15 protein-coding genes are annotated in these 18225 nt (G+C 37.9%); 7 read left to right on the plus strand and 8 right to left on the minus strand.

What is annotated here, in order from left to right:
• Positions 1–105 precede the first annotated feature (105 nt).
• Positions 106–1125: a quinone-dependent dihydroorotate dehydrogenase gene (locus BGO42_RS15945; protein ID WP_273243608.1), complete on the minus strand. Its 1020-nt coding sequence runs from the start codon at positions 1123–1125 to the stop codon at positions 106–108.
• A 131-nt stretch (positions 1126–1256) separates the two neighbouring features.
• Here BGO42_RS15945 and BGO42_RS15950 point away from each other — a divergent pair, with 131 nt between their 5' ends.
• From BGO42_RS15950 to BGO42_RS15985, 7 genes are all read left to right on the plus strand, one after another.
• A complete protein-coding gene (locus BGO42_RS15950; protein WP_273243610.1) occupies positions 1257–2072 on the plus strand; it encodes a 2,3,4,5-tetrahydropyridine-2,6-dicarboxylate N-succinyltransferase in 816 nt (271 codons plus the stop codon).
• Positions 2073–2076: 4 nt separating this feature from the next.
• Positions 2077–3972 carry a glycosyltransferase gene (locus tag BGO42_RS17940; RefSeq protein WP_337955174.1) on the plus strand — a complete coding sequence of 632 codons (1896 nt, stop codon included), beginning with the start codon at positions 2077–2079 and terminating at the stop codon, positions 3970–3972.
• A 59-nt stretch (positions 3973–4031) separates the two neighbouring features.
• Positions 4032–4919, plus strand: a complete 888-nt coding sequence (locus BGO42_RS15965) for a glycosyltransferase family protein (RefSeq protein WP_177735493.1) — start codon at positions 4032–4034, stop codon at positions 4917–4919.
• Between the two features lie 11 nt (positions 4920–4930).
• Entirely contained in the window at positions 4931–5704 is a 774-nt protein-coding gene (locus BGO42_RS15970; protein WP_273243613.1) for a glycosyltransferase family 2 protein, read from the plus strand.
• A gap of 62 nt (positions 5705–5766) precedes the next feature.
• Complete coding sequence (locus BGO42_RS15975) at positions 5767–6759, plus strand: WaaS/CpsH family glycosyltransferase (protein WP_177735497.1); 993 nt, start codon at positions 5767–5769, stop codon at positions 6757–6759.
• A 9-nt stretch (positions 6760–6768) separates the two neighbouring features.
• A complete protein-coding gene (locus BGO42_RS15980; protein WP_273243615.1) occupies positions 6769–7956 on the plus strand; it encodes a glycosyltransferase family 4 protein in 1188 nt (395 codons plus the stop codon).
• 31 nt (positions 7957–7987) lie between these two features.
• Positions 7988–8998: a glycosyltransferase family 2 protein gene (locus BGO42_RS15985; RefSeq protein ID WP_273243617.1), complete on the plus strand. Its 1011-nt coding sequence runs from the start codon at positions 7988–7990 to the stop codon at positions 8996–8998.
• A 3-nt stretch (positions 8999–9001) separates the two neighbouring features.
• On the opposite strand, the gene BGO42_RS15990 is transcribed toward BGO42_RS15985, so the two are convergent.
• From BGO42_RS15990 to pseB, 7 genes are read right to left on the minus strand one after another with little or no spacing between them, the layout of a single operon-like run.
• The gene (locus BGO42_RS15990) at positions 9002–10483 is read right to left on the minus strand and encodes a capsular polysaccharide export protein, LipB/KpsS family (protein ID WP_273243618.1); all 1482 of its coding nucleotides are present in this window, start codon (positions 10481–10483) and stop codon (positions 9002–9004) included.
• Positions 10484–10507: 24 nt separating this feature from the next.
• Complete coding sequence (gene pseI / locus BGO42_RS15995; protein WP_177735505.1) at positions 10508–11566, minus strand: pseudaminic acid synthase; 1059 nt, start codon at positions 11564–11566, stop codon at positions 10508–10510.
• Positions 11567–11568: 2 nt separating this feature from the next.
• Positions 11569–13002 (minus strand): UDP-2,4-diacetamido-2,4,6-trideoxy-beta-L-altropyranose hydrolase, encoded by a 1434-nt coding sequence (gene pseG, locus BGO42_RS16000; protein ID WP_273243621.1) that lies wholly within the window; start codon positions 13000–13002, stop codon positions 11569–11571.
• Positions 13003–13004: 2 nt separating this feature from the next.
• Positions 13005–15095, minus strand: coding sequence for a glutamate-1-semialdehyde 2,1-aminomutase (locus tag BGO42_RS16005; protein WP_273243622.1), 2091 nt, complete (start codon positions 15093–15095; stop codon positions 13005–13007).
• A complete protein-coding gene (locus BGO42_RS16010; RefSeq protein WP_273243624.1) occupies positions 15092–15940 on the minus strand; it encodes an aldo/keto reductase in 849 nt (282 codons plus the stop codon). The genes BGO42_RS16005 and BGO42_RS16010 overlap by 4 nt, the downstream gene beginning before the upstream one ends.
• A 2-nt stretch (positions 15941–15942) precedes the next feature.
• Positions 15943–17133: a UDP-4-amino-4,6-dideoxy-N-acetyl-beta-L-altrosamine transaminase gene (gene pseC / locus BGO42_RS16015; RefSeq protein WP_177735513.1), complete on the minus strand. Its 1191-nt coding sequence runs from the start codon at positions 17131–17133 to the stop codon at positions 15943–15945.
• A gap of 2 nt (positions 17134–17135) precedes the next feature.
• Positions 17136–18146, minus strand: coding sequence for a UDP-N-acetylglucosamine 4,6-dehydratase (inverting) (gene pseB, locus BGO42_RS16020; RefSeq protein ID WP_177735523.1), 1011 nt, complete (start codon positions 18144–18146; stop codon positions 17136–17138).
• Positions 18147–18225 lie beyond the last annotated feature (79 nt).

An 18225-nucleotide genomic window follows, 5' to 3' on the forward strand; every position in this document is an offset into this window, starting at 1 on the left:
TCCGCACCCAAAACAATCACGTTCAGCCGGTTAGCCGCTTTGAATTTTTACAGCACCACAAAGTTTAACATATCAAGGTTTGCCCTTAAATATTTCAATCCAGGATTATTGCTGATTTAGTATTTTTTTGTTTATCGCTTTTATCAGCGCCGGGCCTTCATAGATAAATCCGGTATACAATTGCACCAGACTGGCTCCTGCATTCAGTTTTTCCAGGGCATCTTCGGCAGAATGGATTCCTCCTACTCCGATAATCGGGAAGGCTTTTCCGCTTTTTTCCGAAAGAAAACGAATCACTTCGGTCGCTCGTTGCGTTAACGGCTTACCGGAAAGTCCGCCGGTTTCGGTTTTGTTTTCAGAAACCAGGCCGTCACGCGATATGGTCGTATTGGTCGCGATAACGCCGGCAATCTGTGTTACCTTAACAATATCAATAATATCCAGTAACTGATCGTTTGTTAAATCCGGTGCTATTTTCAGCAAAACAGGCTTCGGTTTTGCTTTCGTCAGGTTTTTGTTTTGCAGTGTCTGCAACAAATTGGTCAGCGGTTCTTTATCCTGCAGCGCTCTCAGATTGGGTGTATTGGGAGAACTCACATTAACCACAAAGTAATCAACATAATCGAATAAGGCATCAAAGCAGATTTCATAATCGCTTGTCGCTTCTTCATTAGGCGTGATTTTATTTTTTCCGATGTTTCCGCCTATCAGTACCCCGTTGTTTTTTTTCAGTCTTTCAACCGCTTCCAGAACACCGCCGTTATTAAATCCCATTCTGTTAATCAGCGCACTGTCGCCCTGCAAACGGAACAATCGTTTTTTCGGATTTCCGTCCTGTGCTTTAGGTGTTAACGTACCGATTTCGATAAAACCGAATCCTAAACCGGAAAGTTCTTTATACAACCGGGCATCTTTATCAAATCCTGCTGCCAGCCCTACCGGGTTTTTGAATTTTAAGCCGAATACTTCCCGTTCAAGCCGCGGGTCATTTACCCCGTAAAGGGATTTCATTATGAACGGAAAGCCAGGGATTTTATTAGCAAAACGTATTGCCGAAAAGGTAAAATGATGGATCTTTTCCGGATCGAAACAGAAAAGAACAGGTCTGATAATTGATTTGTACATAAGTGTTGTGTTGTTGTGCAAAAATAGAAAATATTTGCGATGCACAAGAAATTAAACGACGGCTTCAAAAACTATGGCTTTCTATTTTATTTTAAAAAGAATGGGACTATATTTGCTAAAAATCGAATTTTATGAATGCCTTACAGTCTATAATTGAGCAAGCATGGGAAAACCGTGCGTTATTACAGGAAGAAAAAACCACCAACGCTATCCGGGAAGTTATCGAATTACTGGATTCCGGAAAACTACGAGTTGCCGAGCCTGTAACGGAGGGATGGCAGGTAAACGAGTGGGTAAAAAAAGCTGTAGTAATGTACTTCCCGATCCAGAAAATGGAGACTTTGGAGGCAGGAATATTTGAATATCACGACAAAATGCCTTTAAAAAGAGGGTATGCCGAAAAAGGAATCCGTGTGGTTCCGAATGCCGTAGCCAGACACGGTGCCTATATTTCCAGTGGTGTTATTTTAATGCCGAGTTATGTTAATATTGGTGCTTATGTAGATGAAGGAACGATGGTAGATACCTGGGCAACCGTTGGAAGCTGTGCCCAAATCGGGAAACACGTCCACCTGAGCGGCGGTGTTGGTATTGGCGGTGTATTAGAACCGTTACAGGCAGCTCCGGTAATCATTGAAGACGGTGCTTTTATCGGCTCCAGATGTATTGTTGTAGAAGGCGTTCGCGTGGAAAAAGAAGCGGTATTAGGCGCTAACGTATGCCTGACAGCATCTACCAAAATTATCGATGTTACCGGTGAAACACCCGTAGAAATGAAAGGTGTGGTTCCGGCGCGTTCGGTTGTGATTCCGGGTAGTTATACCAAAAAATTTGCAGCCGGCGAATACCAGGTTCCCTGCGCTTTAATCATCGGAACAAGAAAACCTTCAACAGATTTAAAAACATCATTGAACAACGCCCTTAGAGAGTACGACGTTGCTATATAATGAAATGAATGTTAACCCAAAAATATCGGCGTTAGCCATAATTTTAAATGAAGAAGACAATATTCGGGATTACCTCCACAATATGTCTTTTGCAGATGAAATAATTGTAGTTGACTCCTACAGCAGCGATAAAACCTTAAGCATAATTGCCGAAGATTTTCCGCATGTTAAGGTCGTACAGCGCGAATTCGATGATTTTTCAAGTCAGCGTAATTTTGCTATTGGCTTAGCTTCAAACGACTGGATTACCTTTTTTGATGCCGATGAACGCGTTACCGAAAACGGAATCCGGGAAATTAAAGCTATCGTTGCTTCCGGTACGGAAGAAGTTGCCTTTTGGGTAAAAAGAACGTTTTATTATTCTGAAAAGCCCATGTTTTACGGCGGTCAGAATCAGGATAAAGCCATTCGTTTATTTAAAAAATCAAAGTGTAAATATTCCGATAAATTAGTGCACGAGCAACTGATTTCAAACGGAAAAACCGGTATTTTAAAAGAGATCATCCATCATTATTCTTTTAAAAATAAAGAAAACTTTTTAGGAAAGCGGCTGCAATACTCCAGGCTGAGAGCGCAGGAGCTTTTCCTGAGAGATAAAAAACCGAATGCTTTCCATTTTTATATCAAACCGGCTTTTCGTTTTTTTAAACATTATATAATCGAGTTTGGTTTTTTAAATGGAGCCCAGGGAATATCTTTGGCAAAAATAATGTCACAGCACGTTTATATGCGCTATGTTTATTTACAGCAACTGCACGAAAAACTGTCGGCTCGGTCCGGCGGAAAGCTTGCTATCGGATATGAAGCCAAACGTGTTTTTCACAACCGGACAGGTTTAGGCAACTACAGCCGGGATTTGGTGCGTATTCTGAGTCATTTTTACCCGGAAAACAGCTATTTCCTTTACAACCCGAAACCCGCCGGAAAAAAGCTTTTCACTACAGAAGCCGAGAATATTTCCGAAAAATTGCCGACAGGCTGGTTCAACCGCAAATTTTATAATATCTGGCGGCAGTTTACCATTGTTTCCGATCTGAAAAAAGACGGGATCAGAATATTTCACGGACTGTCCGGTGAATTACCATCCGGCCTCAAAAAAGCGGGTATTAAAAGTACGGTAACCATTCATGATTTAATTTTCATGCGTTATCCGGAGTTTTACTCCTACTTTGACCGGAAAATACATTTTTATAAGTTCAAAAAGGCGGCTAAAAATGCCGACAGGGTAATTGCCATCAGTGAGCAGACAAAGGAGGATATTATCCGTTTCCTGTCTGTCCCGGCGTCCAAAATAGACGTTATCTATCAGGGCTGCCAGGATGTCTTTAAAGAAAGCTTTACCGAAACGGAAAAACAGGCAGTAGCGGAGAAATTCCATTTACCCAAACAGTTTGTGCTGAATGTCGGTACGGTGGAAGCCCGGAAAAATGTCCTTATCGCTGTAAAAGCCATTAAAAATATCGATACGCATCTGGTTATTATCGGCGGCGAAACGGCCTATACCAAAGAAGTCAAAAAATATATCGAAACACATCAGCTCCAGGAAAAAGTTATTTTCCTGAAAGGGTTAAGCAGCAAAGAATTAGCCATTACTTACCAGCTGGCTACCATTTTTATTTACCCGTCCCTATTTGAAGGCTTCGGAATCCCGATTGTAGAGGCTTTATATTCCAGAACACCTGTTATTACTACTAATTCCGGTGTTTTCCCGGAAGCAGGTGGCCCTGACAGTATTTATGCTGATCCGACAAATAGTGCCGAAATAGCCTCAAAAATAGAATTACTTTTAAATGATGCCGAATTAAGAAAAGAGATAACGGAAAAAGGTTATATGTTTGTACAGAAATTTAACGATTCCGTGATTGCTGATAAAATAATAACGTTGTATAATTCTCTTTAAAAAAAAATCAATAGTTTCGTTTTACAGAACGAATCATAAACAGAAAAAAATCCCCCCACATGAAAGTCGCCGGTTTTACTTTTATCCGCAATGCGGTCCAAAACGATTACTCCATTGTAGAGGCCATCACGTCTATATTGCCAATTTGTGATGAATTCGTTGTAGCACATGGAAATTCCACTGATACTACACTAGATCTGATTAAAAGTATCAACTCCCCTAAAATCAGAATCATCCAGACTGTTTGGGATGATACGGTTCGTGAAGGCGGAAAAACGTTTGCTCTGGAAACCGATAAGGCTTTTCACGCAATTAGTCCGGATATGGACTGGGCATTTTATATTCAGGGTGACGAATGTGTACATGAAAAATACCTGGATACCATTAAAAAAGAGATGGAGATCTGCCTGAATGACGATCAGGTGCAAGGATTATTATTCAATTACACCCATTTTTACGGTTCTTACGATTATTATGCCCACTCCAGAAGATGGTACCGCAGAGAGATCAGGGTGATCCGGAATTTACCCGGAATGCAGTCTTATAAAGACGCACAGGGATTCCGCTATAAAGGAGAAAAATTAAAAGTAAAGCATATTGACGCATCCATTTATCACTATGGCTGGGTAAAACCGCCAAGCGGCCTGAAAACCAAAGTAAAAAATACCGGTCGTTTTTATAACAGCGATGATGAATGGATTGACAAAACCTATAATGAAAATTATCAATTTGACTATGGAAATGCCGAAAGGTTATTAAACTTTAAAGGCACCCATCCAAAAGTTTTTCAGGACAGGGTTTCCCGCAGCAACTGGAAATTTTCATTTGATCCGACAAAATTAAGCAGCAATTTAAACTTCAGAAGAAAATTTTTAGCTAAAATTGAAGATTTAACCGGTATGCGTTTGTTTGAATACAAAAACTATATCATCGTAAAAAGAAGTTAAATAACATTGTAATGTCACAAAACAATAACGTCAAGATCAGTGGTTTGATAATCACCTTCAACGAAGAGAAAAACATTCGGGAAGTTATCGAATGTCTGGATTTCGTAGAGGAAATTATTGTACTGGATTCTTTCAGCAGTGACCGTACTGTTGAAATTGCTGCCTCTTATCCAAAAGTAAAAGTCATTCAGAACAAATTTTTAGACTATACTTCGCAGCGGAATCTGGCTCTTAAAAATGCTTCCAACAACTGGGTCTTATTTTTAGATGCCGATGAAAGAATTACTCCGGAATTAAAAGAAGAAATCCTGAATGAGGTAAACAAACCGGAAACCAGGGATGCTTATTTTTTCCTGAGAAAATTCTATTTTAACCAAAAACCGATACATTTTTCCGGTACTCAAACCGATAAAAATTACAGACTCTTTAAAAAGGAAAAAGCCCATTATATCCCTGAAAGGCTGGTACATGAAACCTTAAAAGTGGACGGAACAGTAGGCATATTGAAAAACAAACTACTGCATTATTCCTACGACAACTATGAGGTTTATAAAAAGAAAATGATTAATTACGGTGTATTAAAAGGGAAAGAGCTTTTCCTGAAAGGAAAAAAATACAGCATTTTCACGCATTACCTGAAAACCGTTTTTAAATTCATAAGAGCATATCTGCTCCGTCTGGGAATTTTAGACGGGAAAAGCGGGTTTATTCTTTCCTATTTACAGGCTTTAAGTGTACACCACACCTATAAATCGTTAAAAATAACCCAAAAACAAAATATATAACTGATTCTCACGATATAAGTCATAGATAATAAAACTTTTATTTTTTTAATTAACATACCCTGATGAACAAAAAAATTTGTTTGATAAGCTTCGATAACTGGCAGTATGACAAATACATTATCAAGTCATTACAGCATAAAAATATTGATGCCTATCATATCAATCTAGGAAGTTATAAACATGCCAATTTATTATCTAGGGTCATTAACTCATTCTCTAAAATATTCCTGAGAATAAACTTAAAGACAAAGAAAAAACAGGAACATATCCTTGCCGAACTTCAGAAAAACGGCATGCATGATATTATCCTGGTTATCAATCCCGATGTTATTGAACTGGCTTATCACCAACAAATTAAACAGCATACCAAAAAATATATCGCTTATTTATACGACAGCCTGCACCGGTGTCCTGTAGATCATTTGCTGAAAGCCGATTTATTTGATGAGATTTATTCTTTTGATGAAGAAGATGCGAAAGCCAACAACTTCACCAAAATGAATAACTACATCTATTTTGACAAGCAGGAAATTCCTGCCGAAAAACCAAAATACAAAGCGATAACCGTTTCTTCTTTCGATAAACGCTTCCCGGTATACAATGCTATTGCGAACCAGCTGGAAAAAATGCAGTATCCGTTCAATTTCATTTTTGTGAGCCATAATATGCGGTTTAAAAAGCTGAAATTCAATTCTAAAGCAGCAGCAGATCTGAAAACCAACAAGCTTTTAAAATTCCAGTCTAAAAAAATCAGACTGAAACAGCTGTTAAAACTATATGCCGAAGCCGAAGTTATTTTTGACATTGTCCAAAACAGGCAAACCGGACTGAGTTTCAGGGTTTTTGAAGCCATGGGAATGCAGAAAAAACTGATTACGGATAATAAATCCATCACCAAATATCCGTTTTACAATCCGCAGAACATCCTGATTGTGGACAGAGATAATCCGGTTATTGAAAAAGATTTTTTAGAAACGCCCTATCAGCCTATACCCGATGAGATCTACAATCAATACACTATAGATACCTGGGTTAATAAAATTTTTAAACTGTAATTCAACTATATGAACATCCTGATCCTCACAAGAGAATACAAGCACCCTTTATTGCCACCCTGCGGCGGAACCGGTAATTTCAATGCATTACTGGCCAAAGAACTGGTTAAAAGAGGGCACAAGGTTCAGGTATTCGGTGTGTTGAAGACCAATATCGATTTTGAAGACGAAGGGGTTCAGGTACATTATATCAAAAGCCTGTTTAAAAGGAATGTTTTTTTAAATTTCCTGAGATCCATTACCCAGAAAATTCCTTTTCTGATGCCGTATCACTTTCAGTTACATGAAAGAGAGAAAAAGGACATCAGCAAAAAGCTCTATTCTTTTATAAAGAAACAGCAGCTCTCCGTTGATATCATTGAAAATCATGACTTTGAAGGACTTTCGTTATTTCTGGACAGCTCCATTCCCTATGTTGTAAGATGCCACGGTTCTTTTTCGGTACTGGAAAAATATTTCCATTACAAGGTGGAAGCCGGGCGGAAACATTGCGAAAGAGAGGCCTTTAAAAAGGCTAAAAACGTAATTGCCGTTTCAAAATTCTCGGAGCAGGTCAACCGGGAACTATTTGGTGTTCCGGATTTCAAACTGATTTACAACGGGATCAATGTTCAGGAATTTCAACGGGATACGACTGTAAATACAATCCCCTATTCCCTGTTTTATATGGGAAACTGTTCGGTCGAAAAAGGAGCCGATACGGCTTTTAAAGTGTTTCAGATTCTGGCAAAGCAGTTTCCGGAAGCCACTTTACATTATGTTGGCAGAGCGACACCTTATCAGGAAGAACTGCAGCAGGATATTAAAGCGGCCGCTTTAACCGAAAAAGTTATTTTCCACGGCTATCAGCCCAAAGAAAGCATTATCAGACTGCTCAGCAGTGCCAACGTGATTATCTGTCCTTCCAAAGGGGAGAATTTCAGTCTGGCATTACTGGAAGCTCTGGCGCTGTCCAAACCGGTCGTTACTTCGGGTATCGATTCTTTTAAAGAAGTAATTGTTTCGGGGAATAACGGTTTTATCTGTGAAACCGAAAACGATTATGTAACACATATCAGCGATTTGTTCAAAAATCCGGCGCTGGCTGGCGAAATAGCAGAAAATGCCCGAAAAACAGTAGTGGAAAACTTCAGTATCGAAAAGATGATGACCGAAACGGAAGACTACTATACAGCTGTAATTCAAAAACATTCTTAACTTTCCAAAACGAACCTTTCTTTTACCTACCATGACAAAGCCAACACTATCCGTAATTATGCCGGTTTTCAATGCCGAAAAATACCTGCAGGAAGCCATTGACAGTATCCTGAATCAGACATTTTCCGATTTTGAACTCCTGATCCTGAACGATAAATCGACCGACAACAGTAAAGCGATTATTGAAAAGAATGCGGCCAAAGACCCGCGTATTGTTTTTATTGATAAGGTTGTAAATGTTGGCCCTGCCAATTTAAGAAATGAAGGTTTTGAAACGGCACAAGGTACATTTGTTGCGTTAATGGATGCCGACGATATTTCCAAACCGGATCGTTTTGCCAAACAGATAGACGCTTTAACCCAAAATCCTGAAATTGGGGTTTGCGCAACTTTTTATACGCTTTTCAGAGAAAACGGAAAACGCCAGTTAATCAGTGTGCCAACGCAGCATGCCGACATTAAAAGGGCTTTCCTTTTCTACAATCCTATTGGAAATCCAACAATTATGCTTCGAAAAGAGGCGTTAAAAGATTTCCGTTTTGACAATGATTTCGTTCCTATCGAAGACTATGAGCTTTGGAACCGACTGCTTGATGAAACCACATACATAAACCTGCCGGAATCTCTGTTGGATTACCGCTGGCATGACACGAATATCAGTCAGACCAAAATTGACAATGTTAATCGTGCCTTACAGAAAATCCGCCTGGCACAGCTGGAAAAGAATTTTGGCATTGCCGCTACCCATCCCAACATTAACGGTTTTTTGAATGCCCTTGATTTTAAAAGAGGTTTAGCGCCTGAAGCGATCATCGGTACCATTGAAGCTGCCAAAGCCTTGTTTGCCATTAACAACAGGGAGCATCTTTACAACGAAAAAGCATTTGAGAAGCAGATTACCCAAATTGTAGTGCGAACTATCCGGAAATCTAAAGAATACAACAAATCGTTCCTGAACTATCTGAAAACCGACGGTAAGGTTTTCTATCAGAAAGTAAAATGGATCGACAGAATAGTGATTATGTTGAAATCGTTACGTTAGCTTTTATTGTCCGGAGAATTTTTTGACATAATATCTTGCTTTTCTCCAGATTCGGCTTGCCCGTATCCGTTTTCCTCTGTAAGTACCTCCCGCAATATTAATCGGCTCATAGTATTTATAATCGAATCCAAAGCTCTCATTCCAATAACCATATTTTAAAGTCGCTTCTTTATCAATCATCGGAAAAACAAAATTATCATCGTTGATAGCGGAAATTACTTCTTCATGGTTTTTAGGAATAAAAACACAATTTAGCTTTTCATAGGCTGCATGCCCTAATAATATCACATTTTTACCGGCAAATGCAGCTTCTGCTCCTACAGTAGAACCAAATACGATTATGATATCACTTTTATTAATCAGTGCATAAGTATCAATACTGTCTTCTGCTTTTATAATTTCTATTGAAGGGTATTTTTTCTCAATCTCGTTTTCTATAAATCGATTTTGACTATTATCCAGGCCTTTTAAATTAGGATGTACACGCAAATATAACTTTACCTTATCATTGTCCTTCAGGCTTTCACATATCCTTTTTATACCTTCATTATCATTGGGGTAAAAATAGGGTCCGAAACCTTCAAGGCCTTCATATTCATCTAATGACGAGTTAAAAATCGTTACAATTTTCCTGTCGGTATTAATACTCGCGGGCAGATTCCCTTCCTGTTGTTCCTTTGTAAAGGAATACCAGGCATCTTCTACTCTTTTTATTCTATTCAAATAGAACATTTTACCAATTTCGACTTTATCATCGATGGCGTTCTCCCACAAGTATTCCATTTCCTCAGAAACGGTTTGTATGGAATGCGGTATGGAATTGACTCTAAATAGAAATCTATTTATTTTCCCTCCTCTTTCATGAGTTGCATAGTCCAGTTTTCTTTCCTGGCATACTCTCAGAAGCGGCCTGTTTTCTATAAATCTTCCATTAAAGAAGATGACCAGATCCGGTTTAATCTTATCAATAACTAATTGAAATGTTTCATATAAATAGGCTCCGGTTAAAAGGCCTCTAAAAATAAAATCCTTATGTTCTTTTATATCCGGTTCATGGTTTCTTGTATATGAAACCAAAGACGAAGCAGTAGCCATTCCGGAATCGTATGTTTTGAATGTGAATTTTTTTAATGACTGAATATCTTCAAAAGTATCAGGTGCATGGAATTGTTTCGTTTTAAACGCTTCCATATTTAAAAAATCTTTATAGTGAAGAACATGTAGATTTTCTCCTTTCTGATTTATCTTCTGTATAAATTTAGAGCTGTTTAAAACTCTGGAATAGCAAACTTTACAATCAACACCAATATGTTTGGGGTTTTCAAAACATACTTTAAAATCGCTTTTACAGATAAGCCAATATATCGTATTTCCTTGTTCTAAAAGCCGTTCTACGATTTCCATCTCCGTTTCTAAATGCGGCGTAGGATGATAGGTAGTCTGTACAAGGATTGTTTTATTGAAAATAGAATCTATATTGGTCATTCGAAAAGATATTGAAATGTAATTTTATTTATTGTCTGCAAAATTTAATTGCATAGGTGTTCCTTTAGCTAAATCAACCAAAGCTTTTGTTCCGATTAATTCATTATAATATTTTGGATGTACTCCAAAACCCGGACGAACGGAACGCAGGTTTTTAGCCGTAAAAACGTCTCCGGCTTTTATATCTTCTGCAATATATAAAGAACGGCTGAACTCTCTTCCTTTAACTTGTTTTTCGGTTAATTCATAATCTACCGTACCGGAAGCTTTTTCAGCTTCCCTAACCGCTTTTACCATTGCGGTAAACTCTTCTTCATTCATTGAGAACGAAGCATCCGGTCCTCCGATGGCACGATCAATTATAAAGTGTTTCTCTATGATTTTTGCGCCAAAAACCGTTGCTACAATAGGAACCGTACTTCCCATGGTGTGATCCGAAAGACCGCTGATCACGCCGTATCTTTCGCTTAAATCCTTAACCATACACATGTTTGCCTCTTCTATTGGAGCTGGATAACTGGAAGTACATTTCAATAAGGCAACCTGTGTATTTCCTTTTCTTTTACAGGCATCCAAAGCTAACTCAATGTCTTCCTGTACAGCAATTCCCGTTGAAATTATAACGGGTTTTCCCTTTGATGCTACATACTCAATTAATGGAATGTCTGTAATTTCAAAAGAAGCAATTTTATAAGCCGGTGTATTCAGTTCTTCCAGTAAATCTACCGAACTGAAATCGAAAGGAGATGAAAAACAAATCAAGCCTTCTTTTTTAGCTGCTTCAAATATTTCCTTATGCCATTCCCAGGGTGTGTAAGCTTCCTTGTATAGATCATAAAGGTATTTTCCATCCCAGATAGTTCCTTGTTTTAAACGAAAATCATCCGTTTTAACATCTAAAGTTATTGTATCGGCTGTATAAGTCTGTAATTTGATGGCATCCGCACCCGCTCTTTTGGCTGCTTTTACTGTTGCCAATGCGTTATCCAGGCTGCCATTATGGTTTGCAGACAACTCTGCAATAATAAAAACCGGGCTTTTTTCATCAATGTGAAAAGTGTCTATATGGAATGACTTTGTCATGATTATTCAATTGAAATTTCAAATTTACTATTTTCTTTGTCTTCAGTTTCTAAAAAACCTAATGCCCTGAAGGCTTTTAAAGACGGAATATTATCCTTGATAACAAAACCAATAATTGTATTACCCGATAATCCTGTTTCTGAAACAAGCTGTTTCAGATAATCTACTCCTTTTTTAAGGATTTCTTTACCCAATCCATATCCGTGATAATCCGTTCCCAATAAATAGCTTATAACAAAATTTCCCGCTACACGATCAAACCGTATCGATCCTACGGGTTTATTTGCTATTTCTGCTATCAGATATATACATTCCGGATTATTAACCTTCGATTGGAACCACGCGACATGTTCTTCCCGCAAAATTTCATTTTTATTAAATGAAAACCGACGTATTTCCGGATCTTTTGCCCATAAAAAAGTAGTTTCAGCGTCTTCAATCGTTGCCAGGCGCAAATTCATTCCCTTATGCATCTTTATCCTTTTAAAGATCTTTAAAAGCCTTTCACCAGATAATCCATCTATAACATTTTTATTCAAAGGTACCCTGTTTACTGCCTTTTGAACAGCTTCGTTTAATTCCTTTGGTTCAAAATCATGGGCATCATAAAAACAATTTTCATTTTTATATGCACTATAGATAAATTTCTGATTTTCAACATAAGTCCCGGAAATCACATTGCAGCCTACCGAAAGCACTTCATTTAAAATTCCACTTGAAGGTACAACTGCCAAATCTGATGCCACCATAAGCTCCATTATCTTTCTCTCATCAATACCGTGAAAATGTTCAATTCTTTTATCAGAATCAATAACGGTTTTCAGCTTGTTTATCTGTTCAAATGCAACTCCGGTAACAACAATAATCCGTTTAAAAACAGGAAATGCCGTTATTGTAGCGACTGTCTTTTCCGTAAGATTTTTAAAGTCTGAACCTCCGAAACAGATAAAAACGGTTTCCAGGTTTGCAACCGCTTTCTTATTTCTTGCCTGCTCTAAAAACAACGGTCTTAATAGGGCATATTCCGGTCCTAATGCAAATTGAGTCGTTACAAGTGCATTATAGTTACCCGGGTTAACATTAGGCGCATGATTAATGATAAGGTCTGCAACATACTCTTTATCAAACAGATCATCAATGCAAACTAATGTTGCCGCTGTATTTTTTATACTTTCCTGATATGCTAAATCAAAATGATAACCATCCAGAACAACAATGTCATTCTTTGTTGGTAAACTCAAAAAAACGGCTTCATTTTCAATTTCCAGCAATTGAAAACGCGCCTCTTCCAGATCCTTTTTTATTTTATCCGGAATACATCTACACACAAAAGTGATTGAAAAATCGGATTGAAGCATTTGTGCCAATGCAAAACACCGTATTAAGTGCCCCAATCCTATTTGCGAATTTCCATCAACTCTTATATAGATATTCATATTTATAATGTTTTTCTGAAAACAGCTTTTGCAGGATTACCAATCAAAAATTGTTCGTATCCTTCTTTTAATGCCTGTTTGTATATTTCCAATGATTCTCCAAAGGCTTTAGCAAAGTAATACACATCGTCTTCTGTATGAGAAAAGCAGGGTACGAATGCCCCCTGGAACAATACTCCTCTTTTTATCATTTCCTGCATAAAAAGTGTTCTATATCCCTGGCTGAATACTTTGTTATTATCTTTAAAAACAAAAAATGGCATCCAATCTGCTGCTACAACTTCTACATAATCCGTTAATTCATTTTCGATCACCAATTGTTTGCATAAATCGGATAGTTTCTTTCCAATTTGATGGTTGTGTGCAATTACATCTTTTTCCCGGTATTCTTTTATTGTGGCTATTGCAGCGGCCAAACCATGTGTTTCGCCACCATGCGTAGTCGATATTAAAAATACTTTTTCTTCTCCTTCGCGTGTAATGCCTCCTAATTCCATAACCTCTTTGGTTCCGGTCAAGGCACAAAATGAAAATCCATTTGCGATCCCTTTCCCCCAGGTAGCCATATCGGGTACAAGGTTGAATTTTGTAATTGTTCCCGGAAAATCGGTTTTAAAACCGGTTACCATCTCATCGGCAATAAATAATGCTCCATTGGCATGACAAAGTTCAATGGCTTCTTTTAAAAAGGTTTCTACTTTAAAATCCGGATTATTCAAATGTGGATAGTTTCCTTTTTCCGGTTCGGTAATAACACAGGCAATTTGATTCGGGTATTGCTCAAACAGCCTTTTTAAGGATTCTATATTAAACGATTCAAACGTTACAGACAGTTTAGAAATATCTTCCGGTATTCCTTTGTTGCAAGCTGTAGAACCAATAAACCAATCATCATAACTATAAAACGGGTGATCACCGGGAAACGCTATTAGGTTCCGTCCTGTTTTTGCTCTTGCAAGTTTAACTGCTGCAGTCGTAACAATAGATCCGTTTTTTGAAAACTTAATCATGTCATGCCCGGGAACCAATTCTAAAAAGGTTTCGGCCATTTCTTTTTCTAAAGCAGAAGGACGTTGAAAATTGACTCCGTTTTCCAATTCTTCCTTAACGGCATCAAGTACCGGGCTATAGGCATGACCTAAGCTAACACTGGTTAATCCCATTGAGCAATCTAAAAACTCATTTCCGTCTACATCCCATATATGCGAGCCTTTGCCTCTTGCAATGGCTGCTGGCGATAAAATCGGGAACTGATCGTCTCCTTTCGAATAAGTATGACTTCCTCCGGGAATCAGCTTGTGAATTGCTTTTCTATATTCATCTGAAGCTTTGAAATTTGTAATATTTCTTAGCGCTATTTCGTTAAATTTACTTTTCATATAACCTTCGTTTCTAAAAATAGAATGATTAATATTCTGAATTGTTTTATGTTGTACTAAATAATCCGCATAGGTCTGCCATGGCAAATCGGATCCTAAAGTTTCTATTAAATGTCTGACCACCTCAAAATCGGATGGCTCATCAACAGTGATTCGCAATGAAGCATACGCTTTATCGATATTTTCATTGGCAATTTTAGTTTGTGTATTTCTTCTGATGTATGGCGTTACATGTTCTCTGTCTGCAATAGCAGTAGCTAACTCCCAGGCTTCTTCCAGTGCTTTAAAACTAAAAACCTCAACGTCCAGTCCGTCCGGATAAGCTTCCTGAGATTGATTTGAATGATAATCCAGTTTGTTTTCCAAACAAAACCGGATGGTTTCATCTATTAGAACCGGATCAATCAACGGACAATCGGAAGTGATCCGAACGACATAATCAGGTTTTTCATCTTTTACAGCGCTATAAAACCTGTCCAGAACATCGTTTAAACTTCCTTTATAGCTTTCAATATTCAGATTTGCCGCAATATTACAAATCGCATCTGATCCCTCTTCATTTGTTGTCGCGACCAACCATTTGTTGACCAATACTGATTTTCCAGCACGTGTTAAATGATAGGCTAATAAGGGTATATCGTTTATGGTCAGTAATACTTTTCCAGGCAAACGCGAAGAGCCGATTCTTGCTTGTGTTACTCCGATTATTTTCACCAGTTAACAGGATTTAGTAATGTTTTATTTTTAATCGCAATCGTTTCTATCCTTGCAAACAGGTCGTTTTCCGGACGCCAATCTGAAACTGCCCGGATATTTTCTTTTAATTGAGCAGTGGTATCAACGCCAATAACAACCTGGTCTATAAACGGGTTTGCAACAGCATAATTCAAAGCTACATCGCTAACGGTTACATTATTTTCTTTACAGATATTATGTAATTCCAGTAATGCCGGTTTTAAATCGCTCAGTTTTTCCGGCAATCCTTCCGGATCCATAAAGTATAATCCCTGTAAAAAAACGGAACGAACATGAATTTCTGTCCCAAATCCTTTTAATACCTGAAATTTATTCGCAAACTTTCTATCCAGAATGCTATACGGCAGCTGTACGATATCCGGAATACAATTTAGTGCTATAAGGCGCTCCAACTGCTCCGGACTGTAAAGTGAAAATCCTATTTTATTAATTTTCTTTTCCGCTTTTGCCTTTAATAACGTTTCCCATAAAAAAGGATTTTCGATTAATGTATCAGCGTTATGAGCCAGATAACCATAAACGGCTGAACAGTTTAACTTATCTAAAGACAGCGAAAGAACATTCTGCAATTCATCATTTGTTTTTACAGCCGGGAATTTTGTGATGATATTAAACCTGTTTTCTGAAAATAGCCCAAGACGTTCCTCTGCATTACCATAAGCATGCGCAGTATCCAAATAGTTGATATCATGTTCCTTTGCTATTGCAAGAATACTTTTCAGTTCTTCATCTGCCGGTACACCATGTGTATTTGCAATACCATAATTGATACCGAATTGAACCGTTCCGAGTGTTATTTTCAAAATTATTTTGTAAAATATGTTGCTATTTTATCAATCACAAAAGATTGCTCCTCATCTGTTAATGTGGGATACATCGGCAGACTTATACACTGCTTATAATACTGTTCTGCCAAAGGCATGTCCTGCTCTTTCCATCCCAAAGCTCTGTAATATGGCATTAAATGGCATGGTATATAATGAATCTGAGCAAAAATATTATGCGTTCTTAAGTAATTATACAAACCTAAACGATCTTCAACTTCAATAACATACAAATGATAGGCATGTCCGTCTATAGTATCTGATTGTCCTTTAATATAACTTTTACCCTCAAAAGCTTCTTTATATCTTTTTGCAATCGCTCTTCTTCTTTCAAGTCCCTCGTCTGCTCTGGACAACTGACTGATTCCTAAAGCCGCCTGAAAATCTGTAAAACGATAATTATATCCCAGATGCTGCATTTCCATATACCAGCCCGGATAACTCTCCCCTTCCGGAACTGGCTGACCGGCTGCAAACGCTACTGAATTCTCAAAGCTCGCCGCCTCTCTTGTGATACCGTGTGTACGAAGCGCTACTATTTTTTTATACAGCTTTTCATCATTTGTTGTAATCATCCCGCCTTCTCCTGTAGCAATATGTTTTACCGGATGAAACGAAAAAATGGCTAAATCGGCATAATTTCCGTTTCCACAATTTTGTTTTGTACCCTTGCTGTCAATAAAATACCCACCGGGAGCATGGCATGCATCTTCAATAATCCACAAACCATATTCATCGGCTAATTTTCTAAAAGCTTCCAGATTAACGGCTCTTCCGGCAAAATCTACCGGAATAATTCCCTGATAAGTTCCTTTAGGAGACGCTTGCAGCAATTTTTCAACTTTCTCAATATCCAGCAAATAGCTTTCTTCGTCTATATCGGAAAAAACCACTTCACCACCGCAATATCTCACACAATTTGCGGAAGCAGCAAAAGTAATTGGTGCTGTTATTACCTTTTGTCCCTGCGCTACATTAAGTGCTAATGCCGATAAATGTAATGCGGCTGTTCCATTTGAAACAGCAACAGCATATTGACAACCAATGTATGCTGCAAAAGCTTTCTCAAATTCTAATATTTTAGGTCCCTGTGTAAGGAAATCTCCTTTTAAAGCCTCACTTACAACCTTAATATCTTCTTCTGTTATATTTTGTTTTCCGTATGGTATCATCGTTATACTTTAAAATCAGGGTATAAGTGTTCTTTTATCAATTCTCTCAGACTCTCTACTGTTTCCCATTCTTCATTATCACCCGAGGTATAATTAAATCCTAAAGGAACCTGCTTTGCATTAAACGCTGTTTTATACTCATCCAGATCCCAATTGGTTACCTGAGGAAGGATCACATAGTATTTCCCCAAATCATAAGTGGTAAAAGAATCGGAAGCGGTAATCATTTCTTCGTGAATTTTTTCACCCGGACGTATTCCGCAAATCTTATGTTCACATTCCGGACCGATTGCCTGTGCAACATCTAAAATTCTGTATGACGGTATTTTAGGCACAAATAATTCTCCGCCCCAGGCTGTATCTAAAGCGTGAAGAACCATTGCAACTCCATCCTGAAGCGAAATATTAAAACGGGTCATATTGACATCCGTGATAGGCAAAATTCCTTCTTTTCTTTTATTCATAAAAAATGGAATCACAGACCCGTTAGATCCCATTACATTACCATATCGCACAACAGAGAATTTAATATCCTGCTGTCCTTTTATATTATTAGCCGCTATAAAAAGTTTATCGGAAGTAAGTTTCGTTGCTCCATATAAATTAATTGGCGCGCAGGCTTTATCTGTAGATAGGGCAACTACTTTAGTTACATTAGACGACAAACATGCTTTTATTACATTTTCGGCTCCGCCAATATTTGTTTTGACACATTCATCCGGATTATATTCTGCGATGTGCACATGCTTCATTGCTGCTGCATGAATTACATAATCAATCCCGTTAAAAGCTCTCTTCAATCGTTCTAAATCTCTAACATCACCAATGAAGTATCTGATTGCAGGATATTCTGATTCCGGAAATTCTTGTGCCATCTGAAATTGTTTTTGCTCGTCTCTTGAGTAAATAACAAGTCTCTTAACATCTGGCCATTTTTGTAAGATTGTTTTCGTAAGCTCCTTCCCTAAAGATCCTGTACCTCCGGTGATTAATATTGATTTATTATTCAGCATTTGTTTTTCTTTTTATGAATGCAAATATAATAATTAAACGATAGTTAAAATACCGTTTTTATCTCACAACTTTTAAGCC

Origin of the sequence: Flavobacterium sp. 40-81 (assembly GCF_001898245.1) — a bacterium.
Classification (GTDB): Bacteria; Bacteroidota; Bacteroidia; order Flavobacteriales; family Flavobacteriaceae; genus Flavobacterium; species Flavobacterium inviolabile.

Excerpts from the sequence above, each read along its gene's own strand:
- BGO42_RS15945 (WP_273243608.1), bottom strand. The coding sequence starts at position 1,125 with ATGTACAAATCAATTATCAGACCTGTTCTTTTCTGTTTCGATCCGGAA.
- pseG (WP_273243621.1), bottom strand. The coding sequence starts at position 13,002 with ATGAATATCTATATAAGAGTTGATGGAAATTCGCAAATAGGATTGGGG.
- BGO42_RS15970 (WP_273243613.1), top strand. The coding sequence starts at position 4,931 with ATGTCACAAAACAATAACGTCAAGATCAGTGGTTTGATAATCACCTTC.
- pseB (WP_177735523.1), bottom strand. The coding sequence starts at position 18,146 with ATGCTGAATAATAAATCAATATTAATCACCGGAGGTACAGGATCTTTA.
- BGO42_RS15965 (WP_177735493.1), top strand. The coding sequence starts at position 4,032 with ATGAAAGTCGCCGGTTTTACTTTTATCCGCAATGCGGTCCAAAACGAT.
- BGO42_RS15975 (WP_177735497.1), top strand. The coding sequence starts at position 5,767 with ATGAACAAAAAAATTTGTTTGATAAGCTTCGATAACTGGCAGTATGAC.
- pseC (WP_177735513.1), bottom strand. The coding sequence starts at position 17,133 with ATGATACCATACGGAAAACAAAATATAACAGAAGAAGATATTAAGGTT.
- pseI (WP_177735505.1), bottom strand. The coding sequence starts at position 11,566 with ATGACAAAGTCATTCCATATAGACACTTTTCACATTGATGAAAAAAGC.
- BGO42_RS15950 (WP_273243610.1), top strand. The coding sequence starts at position 1,257 with ATGAATGCCTTACAGTCTATAATTGAGCAAGCATGGGAAAACCGTGCG.
- BGO42_RS17940 (WP_337955174.1), top strand. The coding sequence starts at position 2,077 with ATGAATGTTAACCCAAAAATATCGGCGTTAGCCATAATTTTAAATGAA.
- BGO42_RS15990 (WP_273243618.1), bottom strand. The coding sequence starts at position 10,483 with ATGACCAATATAGATTCTATTTTCAATAAAACAATCCTTGTACAGACT.
- BGO42_RS15985 (WP_273243617.1), top strand. The coding sequence starts at position 7,988 with ATGACAAAGCCAACACTATCCGTAATTATGCCGGTTTTCAATGCCGAA.
- BGO42_RS15980 (WP_273243615.1), top strand. The coding sequence starts at position 6,769 with ATGAACATCCTGATCCTCACAAGAGAATACAAGCACCCTTTATTGCCA.